The organism is Microcoleus sp. B9-D4, assembly GCF_036705105.1.
Lineage (GTDB): Bacteria > Cyanobacteriota > Cyanobacteriia > Cyanobacteriales > Microcoleaceae > Microcoleus.
Genome location: NZ_JAUBTS010000022.1, coordinates 1 through 18,762, shown reverse-complemented (window position 1 = coordinate 18,762; position 18,762 = coordinate 1). Strand labels below are relative to the sequence as shown.

Below are 18,762 nucleotides of genomic sequence, written 5' to 3'. Positions count from 1 at the left end.
CTTACCACTTCCCCAATTTCCAATAGTTCAGCTACGCACTTCCCTTCGACTCCCTTCCGCGAAGCGGAGCGGACGAGCCGGGGGCTAGCAGCTATGCTCAGCACCAACTCAGCACCAGCTCAGTAAAAGTTCCCACTTCTCAAATTATTCAACGAATCTACCTGAGTTGACATGAATGATTCCATAATTCAGCTATTTATTAACTTAATTACTACTGAAATTGGGGTGCGAATTAGGTCCCAAGATCGAGCGGGTTTGTCTCATAAAGTCCTGACTCGGATGAGAGCCAAAAAAATTGCAGAACCCGAAAAATATTATAAACTTTTAACCGCCCAAACTTGGGAAAGTAAAAATGAATGGGCAGAATTAGTATTGCTATTAACAACAATTGAAAGCTATTTTATGCGAGATAAAGGACAGTTTGCTCTGTTAAAAAGAGTAATTTTTCCTGAATTGATAGAGCAGAAAAGAAACTTGCACAAAACCTTGGGAATGGAGCCGACACTGCGAATCTGGAGTGCGGGCTGCTCCACCGGTGAAGAACCTTATTCTTTAGCTATTGTTTTAAAAGAGTTGATTCCCGATTGGGAGCAATGGAAAATATTAATTTTAGGTACAGATATCAATGAAAAAGTAATCAAAAGAGCGCCCCAGGGAGTTTACAGTCATTGGTCGTTTCGCTTGGTTGAACCGCAGATACAAAAGCAGTATTTTCATCAGAGGCAAAATGATTGGGAAATTAATCTAGAATTGCGCGAAAGTGTCAACTTTAGCTGTGTAAATTTAATCAAAGATGAGTTTCCTAATATTTACCAAAATATTTATAACATAGACTTAATTTTGTGTAGAAACGTTTTTGTGTATTTTGAACATAAGTATATTTCATTGGTACTGAAAAAATTTTCCAATACCCTGAGACCTGGAGGATATTTAATGACCGGTCACGCTGAAGTTTACGGTCAAATTATGAACGAGTTTGAACCCAAGATTTTCCCGGAGTCGTTGGTGTATCAGCGTCGGGATGCAGTACCGGAGGAAGGCTGTCAAATAGAGTCTAGGGTTGCGACGGTAGGGGAAGCCAACTCGGCATTTCGGGAATTCCCGAAAGCAGATACTATGGGCGATGATAGTGGTGAGTTGCTAACATGGGAAACGATGCCACCTAGTGTTACTACTAACAGCCATTTCCCAGAGATAGAGATGCCGCCAGTATTAAAAATAAGTAATCCGCTGGGGAATATGCTGCCCTCTCGCTATCTGGAGGACGGCTTGCCGAACAAGGCCGTGTCAGTTACACAAAAAATAATAGCAGAAAATACTCAAAATAAAACGCCTCAAATGCTAATTTTAGAGGCTAAAAAATCCTTTAAAAATAAAAATTATGCTGAGGCAATCAACAAGGCACAAGAGGCAATAGACTTGCAGGGGCCTAATTTTGATGCTTATTTTTTAATCGCTCAAGTTCAGGCCAATGCCGGCAATTATTCTCAAGCAATAGAATACTGTAATAGAGCTAGAAAAGTAGAGCCTGCATCAGTATATACTGATTATTTACAAGCTCAAATTGCTGAAGAACAGGGGCAATTGGAAACAGCAAAAAATTTATTAAAGAGGACTATTTATATGTGTCCCTCTTTTGTTTCAGCTTATATAGAACTAGGAAATATATACAATAAAGAAGGTCAAGTAAAAAGAGCTCTTAAAATGTACAATTCATCTTGTGAAATCCTGAAAGCACTACCGCCAAACACTCCCATAGATTCACAGGGGAAAATGACAGCTAGTCAAGTGCTGATGAATGTAAAAAAATTGTTAAGATTATACAGTAAAGAAAGTGTACACTAAAATATGGAAACTCAACCGTATCTTATCTTTGAACAGAACGGTTTTCTCTGCGGTATAGAAGCCTGCTACGTTCGGGAAATTTTCTTTCTGCCGGAGTTGACAGCAATTGCAGAAGCACCTCAAGATATTGTTGGGGCGATCGACCTTCGGGGCGAAATTCTGCCCGTGATGGATCTGAATCTTCGTTTTGGATACGTTTGGCAAGAGTATTCTGTGACAGATAGTACGATCGTCATAGAGTGGCAAGAATCGAAACTCGGTATAATTGTCAATCAAGTTCGCGAAGTTAAGGAACTCTCAGAAGATGCCATCACTCCGCAGCTATCTTACGGACGAGGGAATTCAGAAGCCTCTCATCATTTTGTAGCTGGACTGGCCCGCTGCGAAGACGATATTATCATGCTGCTGAATCTCGAGCACTTAATTCGATATTCTCCCGAAAAATTAGAGGAAAGCTGGCCTGTTTCTCCAAGCAATGCAGGTAATGAAGAAAGAGGAGGTGAGGCAGACAGGGAAAATTTACAGTGGCAAATAAATGCAAAATTGTTAGGCGCAAATCCTAAAATTTTGAGCAAGAGTCAAGTTTTTTGTCCACAGGCTACGCCGGAAGAAAAGGAAATTTTTAAATCGCGGGCTAATAATTTGAGGCGGCGAGGCGAGGAGGAAAATGATGCTGCAATTAATATGTCTTTGGCAGTGTTTGCTTTGAATGGCGAATACTTTGGTATTCATTTGGATCTAGTCCGCGAATTTACTGACATTGGTCAAGTAACTCCGGTTCCTTGCACTCCAGATCGCATAGTGGGAAATATAAATTTGCGGGGAGAAATTGTGACCATAATTGATATTCGCAGTGCTTTAAATATGTCTTTCAATATGTCGGAGGCTGCCAATTATCTCTCTAAGGCGATCGTTGTTGAAGTAGCCGATTTGGTCGCTGGTATAGTTGTTGACGAAATATTAGATATTATATACTTAAATGTGTCGGAAATTGCGTCTGTTCCGGCAGCACTGCATTCTGCCAACCGTGAATATCTACGGGGGACAGCTATTTACGGGGAAAAAATGATGGCTATTTTGAACTTGCAAAAACTGCTGACAAAAGGAGGAGTAGTTGTTGATGAAGAGGTTTGAACCAAGAACAGGACTTACGCAAAGCCTATGTGCCATGAGTCCAGTGAAGCATCTGGCTTGGTACTTCATTTCCTTCCCAATCCCGATCCAACGCATAGATCAGAACTGGTAACGAGCGAGACGTAGCATGAGAGAATTATCTTGAAATGCGTCCAGGACTAAAGAAGTTAGTTATACCACAATACGGTTAAGTTAAGCTCGATCTCCCTGACGCCCCCCTTCTCAATGGGGGGAGAAGCAAGAACTTACTCAAAGTTCTCGCAACGATGCGGGGGATGCGAGGGGGACTCTGAGGAATAAATAGTTTTAACCAAACCGTATTAACTTATACCAAATCAGCTTTTCAAGCGAGATTTGACTAAGCAACCTAATTCGTGTATACACGTGCTTAAATTAAGGAGAAAAATATGTTTTCTAAGTTAATAAAATTAAATATTAGAAATAGAATGCTGCTGGCTTATGTAGCGCCCGCAACTATATACTTGGGTTTTCCCGTGCTAGTTTATACAACTACTAATCAGGTGTTGAATAATTTTGCAGAAGTAGAAAGGATCGAAAATGTGATCAGACATACAAATGAGATGTCCGCAGGTGCTGAACAAATGGTACGGGGGATGCGTGGGTATTTAATTAATAAAAATCAGCAGTTTTTAAATGATTTTAAAACAGGTGGAGAATTAGCTCGTGAGTCGGGTAATAGTGCGGAGTTGAAGATGGCAAATCCTGAACAGAAAATGCGCTTAGAGAAAATGCTAGAACTCTGCAACGAATATTATGACGGTTCTAGCGAAATAGTTGCTTTATTACAAAAAAATAATAGAACCGCAGCCTTAGCTCTCTTTAACAGCGGAAAACAGACCCAATTTGTGGATGAATTTGTGGAAATAAATAAGCAATTTCGCGAAATAGAAGTAAAAGCGATTAAGCAAGCTACAGAAAAAACCAAGCAATCTTTAGTTTTCTTGATCTCGGCATTGGTATTTGGTTCCGTATTTTTATTGGTGTTAGGTGCGGTTATAGCTTGGCTGATTTCGTCAGGAATTGCCCAAACTATCGATCGCGCAATTAGCTCGATCGCCACTTCTTCCACTGAGATTGCAGCCACCGTGGAAGAACAGGAACGCATGGCAAGTCAGCAAGCAGCTTCCGTAAATCAAACTACTACTACAATGGACGAATTGGGAGCATCTTCCAGGGCGACATCACAGCAGATAGAGACAGCCGTGGTTCAAGCAATGCAAGCTTTGAATTTAGCTGGAGGTGGCACAAAAGCTGTAGAACAAACTTTAGAAGCAATGGCAACTCTGAAAACTAAAGTTCAGGATATCCAAGGACAAATTATAGAGTTGAGCGAACAAACAGATCACATTGGTAATATCTCAACTGTAGTTAGCGATTTGGCTAATCAAACTAATATGTTAGCACTCAATGCTGCTGTTGAAGCTGTGCGGGCGGGAGAACACGGCAAGGGGTTTGGCGTGGTGGCGTCAGAAATTCGCAAACTTGCCGATCGCAGTAAAAAGTCAGGAGCACAAATTAATCTATTAGTTGCTGATATTCAAAAGGCAATTAACTCAACAGTAATGGTGACAGACGAAGGAACTAAAACAGTGGAATCGGGTGTGAATATTGCCTCAGAAACTGCAGCGGCATTTGCAGGAGTTGCCAATGCCATTAACAATGTGGTTTTGAGCTCTCAGCAAATTTCGCTGAATGCCAAACAGCAATCGATCGCGATCGAACAGGTAGTGCAAGCTATGAACTCTCTCAATCAAGCCGCAGCCCAAACCGCTTGCGGTATCAGTCAAACTAAAGTCGGTACTCAAAAATTGAATGAAGCAGCCTTAGATTTGAAAGCAGTTTTGTAGGAAATCGATTAATTATGAGTAGTTACCCAAGAATGCCAAATATATCCTTAAAAATTAAATCAATTGCTTTGGCGATCGAGTTCCCTCCAATTCCAGCGATATTAACGGGAGTAATAACTTGTTTCTGGGCAAATCAGAACCTAATCTCAAATCAGCAGTGTAGTTTGTTGTGAGTTGTGAGTTATTATTTGGGAGTTGTTATTTTTTCTTTACTACCAATTCCCAATTCCCTATACTTCGGCTACGCGGGAGCATCTCAATGAAAGCAGCCCTCCCCTAGAAATTGGAGCCAGCAGCCAGCAGCCAGCAGCCAGCAGCCAGAAGGAAGAAGCCTGAAGAAGTGTTTTTACAAATATGAGATGCTCCAGGCTACGCGAGCGTATAATTTCCCAATTCCCTATACTTAGACTATGCGAGCGTACAAGTTACCAGTAACCAATGATGAACAAATTTTTCCAAAAAATGCAGCACCGACTGTTGCTACTCCTAATTTTAAGTACCTTGATTCCAGTATCTATTGTTGGCTGGTATGGAATTTATTCTTCAACAGAAGCACTGCAAAATTTAGCATTAATAACCCTAAGTGACAGTGTTGATTCTAGCGCCAATCAAATGATTAACAAATTTGAAAATCTGAGAGCAGATATTTTGTTTCTCCCCAAAACTCCCCCTGTTCAGGGAATGATTAGAGCAAGGGCAGGAAATGGAGTAGACAAACAAACTAATTCAACTTATAAAGATTGGGTTTATCGAATGCAACTCACATTTTTAGCCATGATGGAAGCTAAGCCATATTATATGCAATTGCGTTACATAGATAACAGTGGCAAGGAGATCGTGCGCGTAGATTCTGACGGCCCAAATATCCAAGTGATTCCAGACTCTCAACTACAAAATAAAGCAGACAGAGATTACTTTCTAGCAACTATGAAGCTAAAATTAGGAGAAGTCTATGTGTCTTCTTTAGAGCTGAATCAGGAAAGGGGGAAAATAGAAATTCCTTACAAGCCAACAATTCGCTACGCAACTCCAATTTTTGATACCAAAGGAGAAAGACAAGGTATTTTGATTAGTAATGCTCTAGGTAGCACTCTGATCGACAGGGTTAAAAATCTTAATCATGAATTATCAGATCAATCTTTTATCTTAAATCAAGATGGGTATTATCTGGCTCATCCCAATCATAAAAAAACATGGGGATTTGAACTCAAAACTAAGGAAAATGTCAAAAATGATTATTCAGGAGACATTGTTGCTAAAATACTCTCAGGTGGTCAGGGAAATATTGATAATAGGGATCTAGTGATTAGCTATAATACAGTTTTTCCCAGCAAACAAAATACCAATAAGTTTTTAGTGATAGTGGATAGTTCACCCAAAAAGTTGCTATTTTATTCCATCGATTCGCTTCAAAAAATAGCAGCGATGATTGCTATTGTTTCCCTGGCTGTCGTGCTGGGATTTGGCTGGTTTTTCCTGCAACAGATTGTGGCTCTCATTCGGGGGCTGATTTACCAAATTTCCTCATTCTCAATGCAAATAGAATCTAATATGAATAGGCAAGAACAAATAGCAGATAGGCAATTTGTTTCGGTCAATCAAACAACTATAACTCTAGAAAATTTGGGCAGATCTTCTCAGCAAACAGCCGAGCAAGCTGAGTCTGTTGCCATTGCCGCTCGCCAAGCTTTAAATTTAGCCGAAGAAGGTACTAAAAAGGTAGATCAAACTCTCAATCAAATGCTGAATCTTAGAGAAGCTGTGGTGGCAATTTCTAAGCAAAATCATCGACTCGACGACAGCACGAGTCAGATTGGCAATATATCGACTCTCGCAAGTTTGGTTAGCGATTTAGCCAGCCAAACTAATATGCTGGCTCTTAACGCCGCTGTTGAAGCAGTCAGAGCCGGTGAGTACGGTAAAGGTTTTGCGGTGGTAGCAAGCGAAATTCGTAAGTTAGCAGATGAAAGCCAAAAAGCAGCACAAAAGATTAATGGTATTGTTCCAGAAATTAAGGGCGCGATCGACTCCACGGTGAAAGCAACTGAAGATAGTCGCAAAACGGTTGCAGAAGGGGTGAAAACAGCACAAGATACGGCAGAGGCTTTTATGGGTGTGAGGGAAGCTTGCAATTTGGTGTTTGCTAGCAACCAGCAAATTTCATTTAATGTTAAACAGCAGGCGATCGCGATTCAGCAAGTAGGTGATGCCATGAGTTCTATGAAGGAATCTGCCTCTCAAACAGTCAGTGGCATTACTCAAGTTAAAATCGGTACTCAGCAACTCACAGAAGCTGCATTTAATCTTAAAGAAGTAGTGTAGTCATTAGTCATTAGTTTTTAGTCATTAGTCATTAGTCATTAGTCATTAGTCATTAGCAATCGACTGAGTATTCAACATAATTATCATTACCAATTACCCATGAGTCCTGCTCAATTACTTATTCCTAAAAAACATATATGATGATTGAAGATAGAGAACTTCGAGATGTATTTAAAGTCGCTAGTCAAGAACACTTACAGAAACTAGATGACGGATTGCTGTACTTAGAACAACATCCAGACGACTTAGCTAAGTTAGAACAATTGTTGCGGGAAACCCATTCTCTTAAAGGTGATGCTGGGATGCTGGGAGTAAAAAATGTAGCATCTTTAGCTCATCAAATGGAGCATATTTTGGGAGGTGTCAAGCGGGGAGAAACTCCACTAAATTCAGATATTAGCGATCGACTTTCGCAAGGTTTAGACGCCATCCGCAAACTCGTTAACGAAGCCGTTACCGGCGAAGATTCCGGCGTTAATACTTTTTACATCCTCGCTAGCATGATGGGTGCTTCTAGTCAGCCACAGCCACAGGCTGCAGCCTCAATAGTAGAGTTCTCATCTTCACAAGTACCAGAACAACCGTTGGTAGAACCGCAATTTACTGAGCCTGCTACCCAAGAACTAGAAACAAATGTTGAAACTTCTGAAGTCCTTAACTTAGAGAAAAATTCCTCTTTTTTACCCCTACAATCCAAGCCAGAAATTCTACTGCAAGCTCAAAACTTGCCTGCACCTTCTGGGCCCGCCAGTGAGTCGGCTCCGCAGTCGGCAGTTACTGCATCCTCAACCTCATCTTACCGCATTGAAACCATTCGCGTTGCAACTCAAAATTTAGACGATTTAATGACTCAAGCAGGAGAACTTACTGTCACAAAAACTCGGCTAGGACACCGAGTTGCAGAGCTCGAACAAATTACAACTTTGTGGGAAGAGTGGAGCCGAGAATATTTTGTAACGAGCTTGACTGTCGATCGGATGCAAATAGATGAAAACGGTATTAAAGCCAACGGTAAATTTAGCCAATTGCAGGATTACTATCAACGTACAGAAGAACGTTTAGAACGTCTCGGAACTTTAGTCAACCGCTTGAGAAATCGAGTTTATGAAGATACTGCCCGACTCGAATTAATCGCTGAGGCATTAGAATCAGGAATTCGCACTCTGAGACTGCTGCCTTTGTCTACTATTTTTAATTTATTTCCTCGAACTGTTCGAGACTTGGCTAAACGGGAAGGTAAAGAAGTTGCATTAGTGATTGAAGGAGGCGAAACTACAGCAGATAAACGCATTTTAGAGGAAATGAAAGACCCTTTAATGCACATGATTAGAAATGCGATCGACCACGGTATTGAAACTGTTGAGGAGCGGAAAAAACTAGGTAAACCTGCCGTGGCTACTCTCCGAATCAAAGGCTATAATATTGCTAGCAATATTATTATTGAAGTGGCTGATGATGGTCGGGGACTAAATCTAGAGAGCATTAAACAAACGGCTATAAAACGTAATATTTGTACGCTTGAACAACTGGCAGAAATGACCGAAACTCAAGTACAATATTTGATTTTTACTCCGGGCTTTTCGACCAAAAAATTTGTTACCGAAGTATCGGGGCGCGGGGTGGGGTTAGATGTAGTTCGCACTAATGTTGAAGCCCTAAAAGGTAGTATTCAAGTAGAGTCTTTACCGGGAAAAGGATGCACTTTGAGGCTGCAAATCAGCACGTCTTTAGCTACAGCCAATGTATTAATTGTCATAGTTGAAGACATTCCTTATGCTCTGCCAGTCGAGTTTGTAGACACGGCACAACAGGTGTCTCAGTCTGAGATATTTGCTATAGAAGGTAAGGAAACTATACTTTCAAAGGATCAGCCTCTGTCAGTTGCTCATCTGACAGATTTACTAGAATTAAACAATAGACAAGGGTGGCAAAAAAGTCGGTATTTGAGACAGGAAACCTGGAGCGAAATTCTGAAAAAGAATCAAAACTACTTCCGAAATTCAACTTCTTCAAAAATGCCTTGTATTGTTTTGAAAGTTGGGGAGGAAAGATTGGGATTATTTGTAGATGCTTTGATAGACGAACAGGATGTGGTGATGAAACCTCAAAGTCAATTGCTGAAACGGGTGCGAAATGTTTCGGGTGCCACAATTCTCGGTACTGGGGAAGTTTGTATGGTACTCAATCCCCACGATTTGATAAAATCTGTACGCCAGCAAGTTTCGTCTCGTGGGGTTGGGAGTGCGCGATCGCAACTTGAGACTGCCAGCCGAAAACAAGTTATACTATTAGCAGAAGACTCGATCGCCACGCGCACTCAAGAAAAGCGCATCCTGGAAGCTGCGGGTTACGAAGTTGTGACTGCGGTAGACGGATTGGATGCTTTCCATAAATTAAAAACTCGCGATTTTGATGCTGTGATTTCTGACATACAAATGCCAAATTTAGACGGTTTGGCTCTGACTATTAAGATTCGGGAGCAAAAAGAATACAGTGAGTTGCCGATAATTTTAGTGACATCTTTGGCATCGGATGAAGATAAAAAAAGAGGGGCTGATGTGGGGGCAAATGCTTATATTCCTAAAGGCACTTTCAATCAAGATGTGTTGGTAGAGACACTAAAAAGGTTAGTTTAGTCATTAGTCATTAGTCATTAGTCATTAGTCATTAGTCATTAGTTATTAGCTATTTGTTATTTACTACCAATTAGCAAGGCCCAATGCCCTGTGTCTAGTGAAAAATTCCCCGTGCATGGATGCCGAATTTATCATTTCCCATTCCCCATTCCCCATTTCCCAGCAAACTGATGTTATCGCCCATTAAACTATTGTTAGTTGAAGATTCTCCAGTAGTTACGCTCGTCCTCAAACGAATTTTTGAGTCCTCGCCAGACATCCAAGTTGTAGGAACCGCTTGCAACGGATTAGAAGGACTAGAATTAATCCCAAAACTTCAGCCCCAAGTAATCTGTACGGATTTGAACATGGCACCAATGAACGGGTTAGAATTTACGGAAGAAGTAATGAAGAAATATCCGCTACCAATTTTAGTAATTAGTGCTTCAGTGCAAGCGAATGATACTCAGAATGTATTTCAAGTATTAAATGCTGGTGCATTGGATGTTTTTCCGAAACCGATTGGCGGGTTGGTATCTGATTACGCTCGCCTAGCCAATCAATTAATAGCTAAGGTTAAAATACTCTCAGGAGTTAAAGTATTTACACGGCATCAAAAAAAGATGCCAACAGAATATAATAATCAACTTGTAAAAATCAACCAAGCACCAGTTGCTAATTACAAGTTTTCCAAGGAAAATGCTAAATCTCCAACTATTAAAGTATTGGCTATAGGGGCTTCTACAGGGGGGCCGCAAGCACTGTACGCGATTATTTCTAAACTTCCGGCTAGTTTTCCAGTGCCTATAATTTGTGTCCAGCACATCAGTGAAGGTTTTTTGCAAGGATTAGTTGATTGGCTGGGTAATGAATCGAAACTGCCTGTTAAGATAGCTGCTTTTGGGGAAGTGCCACAAGCAGGGACTGTTTATTTCCCGCCAGAAAAACGTCATTTAGAATTGGACTCTCAAGGGCGATTTATTTATTCAGAAGCTGCTCATGCTACGGGACACTGCCCTTCTGTAACGGTGACATTTAAGTCGGTAGCTAATTTTTATAGTCGGGCAGCAGCAGGGGTTTTACTGACAGGAATGGGTAGAGATGGTGCTGACGGAATGTTGGCTATCGCCAGACAAGGGGGGTTGACAATCGCCCAAGACGAAGCTAGCTGCATTGTCTTCGGAATGCCCAAGGAGGCGATCGCCCTCGGTGCCGCCCAATATGTTCTACCTGTCAGTGCGATCGCTCCCCTACTCTTGGCTAAATTAAAAATTTAGGACTTACCTCGCAAATAGTGCAGAATGCCCCGCCCCTCGACTTGTTAAAGAAGTCGAGGATCACAGAGCGCGATCGCAACTTTTTAGTTCATTAATTACTCAAATTACTTGATTAATTACTCAAAACAGATTTTTTTTCTAAGTCCGATTATTTGATTTTGATAAACTTACCAATTACCTCGCGCAACTTATCAGCATCAAACGGCTTAGTTAAATACTCTGTTGCTCCCGCCAAACGCCCCTGTACCTTATCAAATGCTCCATCTCGCGCTGTCAGCATTACGATCGGCAAATTCTGAAACTGAGGCAAGCTCCGCACCGTGCGGCAGAGTTCCAATCCGTCAATACCAGGCATCGAAACATCCAGCAACAAAACCGAAATTTGTTCGTGATAAATCGTTGACAAAGCATCCACTGCATTGTCGGTTACGAGAACTCGAAACTCTTTGCTTAAGGCCTGTTTAACAAGTCCTTGCATCACGACGCTATCATCAACTGCCAAAATAGTTGGTACTTGACTGCTACTTGCAGACATATTCTTCTCCCTGTTTATTTATAGTTCTTGAAAATACAAAACATACTTCCTGCAGTTATTTTTTGAGAGTTGCCTCTACGCAATTGTCAACCCCGTTGGAGCGTTAGTTGAAACTTTACCCCTGTTTTTTTACGTCAAACTCGAAAAAAGGGATTGGGAGAGTGGTCGATCGGCAATTACAACAGTTGCAAAATGTGCATTCCAGCCCAGAAACCCTATACGGTCGAGTTTGACAAACTCTTGTTACAAAGTTTAACATCTTAGCAATCTTTTGTAGTTTATCTCCTAACTGTAGTTGAACTCCCGGCTAAGGCACAGCTCGGTAAAGGACACTGGTATTGTGCCACAAACCCATGATTTAAATCTACCAGCAAGTCAGCTACCCACGATTAGACAAGTCTGTTAAAATACAATTAAACTGATAAAAAAATTCTAGGTAAGCAATCGTCATATATTTGGGAAAGGTGCTTCCTGCCAACAGAGGCTCTTAGATTTAGAGAGCCGGAGGTATTCAAAAGCATAGTCAACTGGAAGTATAATTTATATAGTCTTAGATCAGGGGTGCTCTAACTCCCATAACCCAAAAGTTTCCAGATCAGTCAAGAGGTTAGTCTGAATTCGGCGCAAGCAGCCTGCGCCGAATTTGCGCCCACAGTCTCACATCACACAATTCATAGCTTGTTTTTCTCGAAAGTATTGAGAAGGGCGGTTGCCAGCAACTAGACGGGCAGTTACACATGATGAAAGCACCCTTGCCTCTTGGTAAAAAAGTGTTCAAGCTCCATAACATTGACTTGTATCAGCTTCTGGGATCTGCTCCAGAGGCTTGCTTGGACAGTTTGGTCGGTTTGGCAGCTCATATCAGCCGAACTCCTATTGCTTTCTTGAGCTTGATTGACGGTAATCGCCACTGGTTGAAGTCGCAGTTAGGTATCGATCGAACTTTGGCCCACCGTTACCTGAATTTTTGCGCTCGCGCCCTGGAGCCAACTCCCGAAGATTTCGCCCAGAGTTCAAACTCAAACTCGGAATTTGACCGGGTAATTTCCCTGCAACAACCGCCAGTTGCTCCCGAATTTGCGATCGAACTCCCTATAAATTCCTTTAAAGAACAGCCTGCGGCCATTGTTCGAGACGCTTCCACAGATGTGAGATTTGGCGAGCATCCGCTGATCGTTTTCTACCCCTTCGTGAAATTTTACGCCGGAATCCCAGTTGTTAGCTCAGATGGGCAGGTGCTGGGAGTGCTATCCGTCATGGACTCGGTGCCGCGAGACTTGACAAAAGAAACGATAGAAGCTCTGCAAGCTTTGAGTCGGCAAGTTGCGAGTTTGGTGGAGCTACGCTGGCAATTAGTCAAAGCCCAGAAACAGTTGCCAGAGGTAGAAGATATCACCTCGGACAGCCCGCAAATCTCGGAGTTAGTTCCTGGCTCGACCCGATCGAGCTTGTGTGCGGTACATACGCCACAGAGTAGCAGGACAATATACGGAACAAAAAAGCTCCCGACGCTGGGGGAAACAGGCAAATCTCAATATGGGTGGGAAGCTTCAGCGGTCATCGGGCGCGCGGACGATACCCAACAAATCCGAGAAATCGTTGCAGGCCCCCGCGATACCTCCGATCGCCAACTAACGGCAGCGTCCCTACAAGAGCGAGCTCGGTTGGGAACCCTGCAAGCTAAAGTCGGTGCAGCCCTCGGACAAGGCGGGAAAATATCGGTCATCCTCAACCGCTGCACAGAGGCAATGGTAGAGTACCTCGACGCCACAGGGGCGAGCATCTGGACTTTCAACCTGCAGACAGAGCGGTTAGAATTGCAGGCCTATTCAGGACTTAGCAGCCAAGATTGGGCAAAAGAAATAGAAGATTGGGTGCGAACAGAAGCGGGAAAACTCCAAACGGCTCCTGTGTGTCTAATGTCGAACCCGTCTCTGTGTACCATTGCCTATCCGCTGATTGTCGAAGAGCGGCTGGTGGGAGTGATGGCTCTGTGCAGTAGCGCTTTAGCAAGCGAGGGAGCGCTAGAAGTTCTGAGTTGCATGGCTAACGCCATCGCCGTGGCGATCGATCGCCACGCAGCCCGAGAAGAATTGTTGAGCCGCCGGGAAGGCTTGCTCTTCGGCCTCGCCAGCCAGATGCGGAATTCCCTCGACCTCGACAAAATTTTAGATACGGCTGTCAACGAAATTCGCAGCTTGTTGCAGGTTGACCAGTGCTACTTTTTGTGGTACTCCATCTCGCGAGACGGCCAGCCCAGCTTTGCAATCACCCACGAGGCGGCAAATCCCGAACTGAAAGAGCGGCTCACAGAATACCCGATCGAACAAGTAACCCTGCTGGCCGAGAAAATTAGCCACCGCCAAACGCTCCGGATCGGCGACGCTGCAACAGCACTCTGCATAGAATCGCCCACGCGAGCTTTTTTGAGCAGTATCGGGATTGTTTCTAACCTGCTGCTGCCACTCAAGACTCGCTCCGGTCAAATGGGTGCTGTAGTTTGCAACCATTACAGCAGCCACCGTTCCTGGGCGACGAGCGAAGTGGAATTGCTGCAAGCGGTGGTGGATCAACTGGCGATCGCGATCGACCAAGCCGAACTCTACGCCCAAACCCGCGCGGCAGCCTTAGCCGCTCAAACTCAAGCCCGCCAACTGACGGAAACTTTGCAGCAGTTGCAGCAGAAAGAAGCTCAGCTCATCCAAAACGAAAAAATGTCCTCTCTCGGTCAAATGGTCGCCGGCGTCGCCCACGAAATTAACAATCCGGTTAATTTTATTTACGGCAACTTGACTTATTGCAAGCAGTACATGAAAAATCTGCTGGATTTACTGCACTTGTATCAAAAGCATTACCCCGATCCTTGCCCTGAAATTCTCGACAAAAGCGAAGAAATCGATGTTGATTTCATAGTGCCGGATTTGCTGAAAATTCTGTCTTCAATAGAGATGGGAACTGAACGCATCCGCCAAATAGTCCTGTCTCTGCGGAACTTCGCGCGCCACGACGAAGCCGAGATGAAGCTGGTGGACATTCACGAAGGGATTGACAGCACGCTGCTGATTTTGCAGAGTCGCTTGAAGTCCAATGGGCTAATACCGGGAATTGAGGTAATTAAAGACTACGGCAACTTGCCGAAGGTAGAGTGCTATCCCGGACAGCTCAACCAAGTCTTTATGAATATTTTGGCGAATGCGATCGACTCTTTGGAAAATCAGCCTCCACCCAAGACGATCAAAATCTCGACGGCGGTGGTGAACCCAGACTCGGAGGCTGATGAGTCAGGAAAGTCGAGGGGTCAAGTTGTGGTGATTCGGATTCAAGACAGCGGGCCGGGATTGGCCGAAAAAGCTAAATGCCACTTGTTTGACCCTTTCTTTACAACTAAACCTGTGGGCAAGGGTACGGGACTCGGCTTGTCTATCAGCTACCAGATTGTGGTGGAAAAACACGGAGGAAGCTTGAACTGTATCTCGAAACCAGGACAGGGAGCGGATTTCAGGATTGAAATCCCGGTAGATCGCCCCCGTGCGATCAAAGCATAAACCTGCGAGCGATGGGCTCCAAAAACATTTTTTAAATTTTATTGTCAAAATGCTTGACAGATTCCCGTGTCTGGGTGTTAATATATTAAATGTTGAGACGTTGGGGCGTCGCCAAGTGGTAAGGCAGCTGGTTTTGGTCCAGCCATTCAGAGGTTCGAATCCTTTCGCCCCAGTTAAATTGTTTCCGGTCAATCAATTGTTGAACTCATTTTTTTTACTCATAGTTTAGAGTTAGCGCTTGCCAGACGAGAGACAAAAAACTTCTTTACTACTCACATCTTGCACCATTCTCAGGAACGGGCTCTCCGGCCCGTTCCACAAAGACTAGATTTTCTTGTGGAACAGGCCGAAAAGCCTGTTCCTAAAAGACTAATTGAGAAGGGTGCAAGATATAAGTTACTAGAAACCTAATTAGGGCTTGCTCTTAGGATATAACAAACCGGGTTTCTTGCTGCGGGTTTTACCTAAAAGCCTAGATTTGTGGTCAAGAAATTGGTTTTTTTGGTCGCCAGTGCCCATTTTTCGCAGAAACCGTTGTTTGTGCGTAATCTCACTTCTGAGTTCGCCGGAATTGTATAGCAGAAGGAAGAAGGCAGAAGGCAGAAGGAAGAAGGCAGAAGGAAGAAGGCAGAAGGAAGAAGGAATAAAATAAATCGTTTCAGCCATTAACAACGTCCTAACTGTGTTGGCGGTTGCTATAAAATCGAGTCAACATTCAACACTCATATCAAATCCGGTTGCATTGGAGTCATTAAAAAGCTCTTGACGCCGAGAAAACAGAGGAAGAGAACACAGAGATGAATAATTCCCATGCTACCGGATTGGATATCAACCATCCTTCAGTTTTTTGACCCCGAGTTAACAGTCAACAGTCAACAGTCCACAGTCAACTGGCCCTACTCCATATCACTGCAAAGTGCTGGGCCCACGAGCGTTTAGCCGATCGAAAACGTATCGGGAAATGGCCGGAAATGTTGTTTCGTCCTTGGCATAAGCCGGATCATCTGCGAAAACAACTAAGATATAAATCGCGCGATCGTCTAAAGTTCTAACAAATGCCGCTTCACTGCGGGATTTGGAAGTATAGCCAACTTTGGAACCAAAATAAATATTAGTTGGTAAAGATTCGCCGAGAAATCCTTTTATCGAATTGCTAGGGTCATTTTTCCATGCCTTGGGGTCTAAGTCTCTAGTCAGCAAGTAAGCCATTTTACGGCTGGCGACGCTGGAAACTGCTTGCCTAGTATAGATTTCATATATTAATCTGGCCGCTTGGTCGGTAGTTACTTGATTGCGAATCGGCACAGAAGCATCGCCCCGCAATTGCAAGTCGCGACCGATTGGCCCTTCTTGTCTTAAATAGTATATGGGATAATTTTTGGTGCTTATACGAAGATCATTGTAGCCTGCTGACTGGAAAAATGTGTTAATTTGAGTGCGCTTTTTCAGCCATGTTTGCAACTCTTCTCCTGCGAGCCGTCCGCCGGATTTTGTATCTGTGATTTTGTCTAAAAGTCTGCTGGCAGCATCGTTGTTGGAGATGCGAATCATTTGCTCTAGGTCGTTTTTAAAGGCAGATTCTCTTTGCGTAATGATGCCTTTTTCTAGGGCGGAGTAAAACGCTGCCATCCAAAATAACTTGGCAACGCTAGCGGGAAATCGGAGAGTTTGATTTTGATATCCGGCAAAGGTGTGACTTTTGGAATTGCTGACATCAAATAAGGTAATTGATAGCCGTTCTGCGGGCATTCCTTTGGTGGTTGCAATTTTCACAGATTCATCAACAATCCCTTGCAATTCTTGAGAGTAAACTGGATTGGGAGGTGTTTTTATGTTGTAGCTAAAGGTAGGCTCGCTTTGACGATCGGCTAAATTTTCCGATGGTTCAATTGTCGGAGGCGAGAGTGTTTCTTGAGGCGAGACGGCCTGTTGAGCCAAGATGACTGGCGGTTCTGGGGCGCGGCGAATTCTGAACGGTATTGTGACAATCCAACCGATCGCGATCGCCCCGGCAATTAAACACAGGATGTTACGGTATTTTAAGCGAGAAAATTTCGTCCTGACTCGACGACGGGATTGGACAGGAGGCTGGCTGCTTTGGCGTCGTGGCCCGATTGGGCCTAGGGGCTCGATGGGGCGTCGGGCGGGAATTGGGCGGGGGCGGCGTCGGCGTTCTACTTGCATTACAGTTTTGTGCTATCAAACTCGCATGATCAGTTTATAATAGGGCGGCATCTAAATGACAAGTGTATCGATCTAGTCCGCTGTTGCCAATTTTATCGGTCTACTAGGCTGATTGAGAATTCTAGTAATTGTAAAATTTTCAGGATAGCACTGAGTTGAAGCAAAATCCTTTGAAAAACATGAGAAATTTTTGGAGTCTGGCTGTTTTGGGATTTGCGATCGTCGGCGTGAATAATTCTTTGATACCTGATGTTTGGGCATTTCAGTCTCAATCTGCTACGGGATATGTTGTTGAGCGACCAACAGCAGCACAGGGAGCGGATATAGCGTTTTCCTTGACGGGAGAAAGCGAAAATCTGGAAGTAACAAACAAGCAAACTGTTTCCAGTTTCCCGAGTATGTTGTGGGACTTCAACAATTTAGCGGAAATTTCCTATTCCGAATTGCTGAAAGTGCTTGCGAGACGATCGGACTCCAATAATACCGAGAGAGAAACCGTTGCACAACCCGAAGACATAGCACGTTTTGAACAGGTTGTACAGTATGCAAAACAACAAAATTTGCACGATCGCTTGATCGGAGAAATCGTCCAGGCGATCGCCGATAATTTCCTAGGGAAGCCCTACGCCGCGGGTTTGCTGGACAAATCCGGCGAAGAAAAGTTGATCGTAACTTTGAATAAATTTGATTGCGTTTTATTTGTAGAAACCGTTTTGGCGATCGCCAGGGGCGTAGCAGTACAAGATTACGACTATCAAAATTTTGTAAATCGTATAGAAGAACAGCGGTATTTAAACGGTAAAATCAACGGTTATTGCAGCAGATTGCACTATTTTTCCGAATGGATTAACGACAATCAAAAACGGCAAACAGTGGAAAATATCACAGCCGAATTAGGCGGAGTACCCATGAATAAAACACTAAATTTCATGAGCCAGCACCGCAGCAGTTACCCTCAAATGGTCAAAGACGAAGCAACTTATCAGTGCATAGTCAGCCAAGAAGCAGAATTAGCCAAAACTACTGTTAATTACATCCCCACAAATCAGATAAAAAGAGTTTATTCTCAGTTAAAACCAGGGGATATTGTAGCGGTAGCCACCGATGTTAAAGGATTGGATGTCACCCACACAGGTTTAGTCTACCGCAATGCTGACGGCAATATGGGTTTAATTCACGCTTCGCCGGCTGGGGAGGTGACAGTTGCTTACGACTTGCAGAGATATATTAGCAGAGTCGAAAGTGCGATCGGGATTGTAGTCGCTAGGGCAAAAACCCCTAATTAAATTAGTTTGTACTCCTAGGTTGCATCAGCTTGCATTATTTTAGCTGAAAATTTAAAATTTCTGTGCTGACCAGGAATTTCAAAGGTGGTACCCGCCACGTGATTTATCCGTGGAATCAATCCCAAATCGAAAATCGAAAATCCTCAAGCCC

General features: G+C 43.4%; 12 protein-coding genes and 1 tRNA gene. 10 read left to right on the top strand and 3 right to left on the bottom strand.

Annotated elements, in window-relative coordinates; all coding sequences use genetic code 11:
* The first annotated feature begins 279 nt into the window (after positions 1 to 279).
* From QUB24_RS15360 to cheB, 7 genes are all read left to right on the top strand, one after another.
* Positions 280 to 1,845: a CheR family methyltransferase gene (locus QUB24_RS15360; protein WP_333154006.1), complete on the top strand. Its 1,566-nt coding sequence runs from the start codon at positions 280 to 282 to the stop codon at positions 1,843 to 1,845.
* Positions 1,846 to 1,848: 3 nt separating this feature from the next.
* A complete protein-coding gene (locus tag QUB24_RS15355; RefSeq protein WP_333154005.1) occupies positions 1,849 to 2,979 on the top strand; it encodes a chemotaxis protein CheW in 1,131 nt (376 codons plus the stop codon).
* A 407-nt stretch (positions 2,980 to 3,386) separates the two neighbouring features.
* Positions 3,387 to 4,847, top strand: coding sequence for a methyl-accepting chemotaxis protein (locus tag QUB24_RS15350; RefSeq protein ID WP_333154004.1), 1,461 nt, complete (start codon positions 3,387 to 3,389; stop codon positions 4,845 to 4,847).
* 195 nt (positions 4,848 to 5,042) lie between these two features.
* Positions 5,043 to 5,183, top strand: a complete 141-nt coding sequence (locus QUB24_RS15345) for a hypothetical protein (RefSeq protein ID WP_333154003.1) — start codon at positions 5,043 to 5,045, stop codon at positions 5,181 to 5,183.
* A 102-nt stretch (positions 5,184 to 5,285) separates the two neighbouring features.
* Positions 5,286 to 7,169: a methyl-accepting chemotaxis protein gene (locus QUB24_RS15340; protein WP_333154002.1), complete on the top strand. Its 1,884-nt coding sequence runs from the start codon at positions 5,286 to 5,288 to the stop codon at positions 7,167 to 7,169.
* 140 nt (positions 7,170 to 7,309) lie between these two features.
* Positions 7,310 to 9,805 carry a hybrid sensor histidine kinase/response regulator gene (locus QUB24_RS15335; RefSeq protein WP_333154076.1) on the top strand — a complete coding sequence of 832 codons (2,496 nt, stop codon included), beginning with the start codon at positions 7,310 to 7,312 and terminating at the stop codon, positions 9,803 to 9,805.
* Positions 9,806 to 9,975: 170 nt separating this feature from the next.
* Positions 9,976 to 11,061 (top strand): chemotaxis-specific protein-glutamate methyltransferase CheB, encoded by a 1,086-nt coding sequence (cheB, locus tag QUB24_RS15330; protein ID WP_333154001.1) that lies wholly within the window; start codon positions 9,976 to 9,978, stop codon positions 11,059 to 11,061.
* Between the two features lie 148 nt (positions 11,062 to 11,209).
* Here the strand turns inward: cheB and QUB24_RS15325 are convergent, their stop codons facing one another.
* Entirely contained in the window at positions 11,210 to 11,596 is a 387-nt protein-coding gene (locus QUB24_RS15325) for a response regulator (protein WP_015175702.1), read from the bottom strand.
* A 737-nt stretch (positions 11,597 to 12,333) separates the two neighbouring features.
* Here QUB24_RS15325 and QUB24_RS15320 point away from each other — a divergent pair.
* Together QUB24_RS15320 and QUB24_RS15315 are read left to right on the top strand one after the other, a co-directional pair.
* Positions 12,334 to 15,141, top strand: a complete 2,808-nt coding sequence (locus tag QUB24_RS15320) for a GAF domain-containing protein (RefSeq protein ID WP_333154000.1) — start codon at positions 12,334 to 12,336, stop codon at positions 15,139 to 15,141.
* A 101-nt stretch (positions 15,142 to 15,242) separates the two neighbouring features.
* A tRNA-Gln gene (locus QUB24_RS15315) sits at positions 15,243 to 15,314 on the top strand.
* Between the two features lie 238 nt (positions 15,315 to 15,552).
* Here QUB24_RS15315 and QUB24_RS15310 read toward each other — a convergent pair.
* Both QUB24_RS15310 and QUB24_RS15305 read right to left on the bottom strand, forming a co-directional pair.
* Complete coding sequence (locus tag QUB24_RS15310) at positions 15,553 to 15,807, bottom strand: hypothetical protein (protein WP_333153999.1); 255 nt, start codon at positions 15,805 to 15,807, stop codon at positions 15,553 to 15,555.
* A 240-nt stretch (positions 15,808 to 16,047) separates the two neighbouring features.
* Positions 16,048 to 17,325 (bottom strand): serine hydrolase, encoded by a 1,278-nt coding sequence (locus QUB24_RS15305; protein WP_333153998.1) that lies wholly within the window; start codon positions 17,323 to 17,325, stop codon positions 16,048 to 16,050.
* 179 nt (positions 17,326 to 17,504) lie between these two features.
* Between QUB24_RS15305 and QUB24_RS15300 the strand changes: the two genes are divergently transcribed.
* Positions 17,505 to 18,611 carry an N-acetylmuramoyl-L-alanine amidase-like domain-containing protein gene (locus QUB24_RS15300; RefSeq protein ID WP_333153997.1) on the top strand — a complete coding sequence of 369 codons (1,107 nt, stop codon included), beginning with the start codon at positions 17,505 to 17,507 and terminating at the stop codon, positions 18,609 to 18,611.
* Positions 18,612 to 18,762: the final 151 nt, after the last annotated feature.

What these genes read in the sequence shown, in the direction of transcription:
- QUB24_RS15360 (WP_333154006.1), top strand. Translation starts at nt 280, where the DNA reads ATGAGAGCCAAAAAAATTGCAGAACCCGAAAAATATTATAAACTTTTA.
- QUB24_RS15355 (WP_333154005.1), top strand. Translation starts at nt 1,849, where the DNA reads ATGGAAACTCAACCGTATCTTATCTTTGAACAGAACGGTTTTCTCTGC.
- QUB24_RS15350 (WP_333154004.1), top strand. Translation starts at nt 3,387, where the DNA reads ATGTTTTCTAAGTTAATAAAATTAAATATTAGAAATAGAATGCTGCTG.
- QUB24_RS15340 (WP_333154002.1), top strand. Translation starts at nt 5,286, where the DNA reads ATGATGAACAAATTTTTCCAAAAAATGCAGCACCGACTGTTGCTACTC.
- QUB24_RS15335 (WP_333154076.1), top strand. Translation starts at nt 7,310, where the DNA reads ATGATTGAAGATAGAGAACTTCGAGATGTATTTAAAGTCGCTAGTCAA.
- cheB (WP_333154001.1), top strand. Translation starts at nt 9,976, where the DNA reads ATGTTATCGCCCATTAAACTATTGTTAGTTGAAGATTCTCCAGTAGTT.
- QUB24_RS15325 (WP_015175702.1), bottom strand. Translation starts at nt 11,596, where the DNA reads ATGTCTGCAAGTAGCAGTCAAGTACCAACTATTTTGGCAGTTGATGAT.
- QUB24_RS15320 (WP_333154000.1), top strand. Translation starts at nt 12,334, where the DNA reads ATGATGAAAGCACCCTTGCCTCTTGGTAAAAAAGTGTTCAAGCTCCAT.
- QUB24_RS15310 (WP_333153999.1), bottom strand. Translation starts at nt 15,807, where the DNA reads ATGGCTGAAACGATTTATTTTATTCCTTCTTCCTTCTGCCTTCTTCCT.
- QUB24_RS15305 (WP_333153998.1), bottom strand. Translation starts at nt 17,325, where the DNA reads ATGCAAGTAGAACGCCGACGCCGCCCCCGCCCAATTCCCGCCCGACGC.
- QUB24_RS15300 (WP_333153997.1), top strand. Translation starts at nt 17,505, where the DNA reads ATGAGAAATTTTTGGAGTCTGGCTGTTTTGGGATTTGCGATCGTCGGC.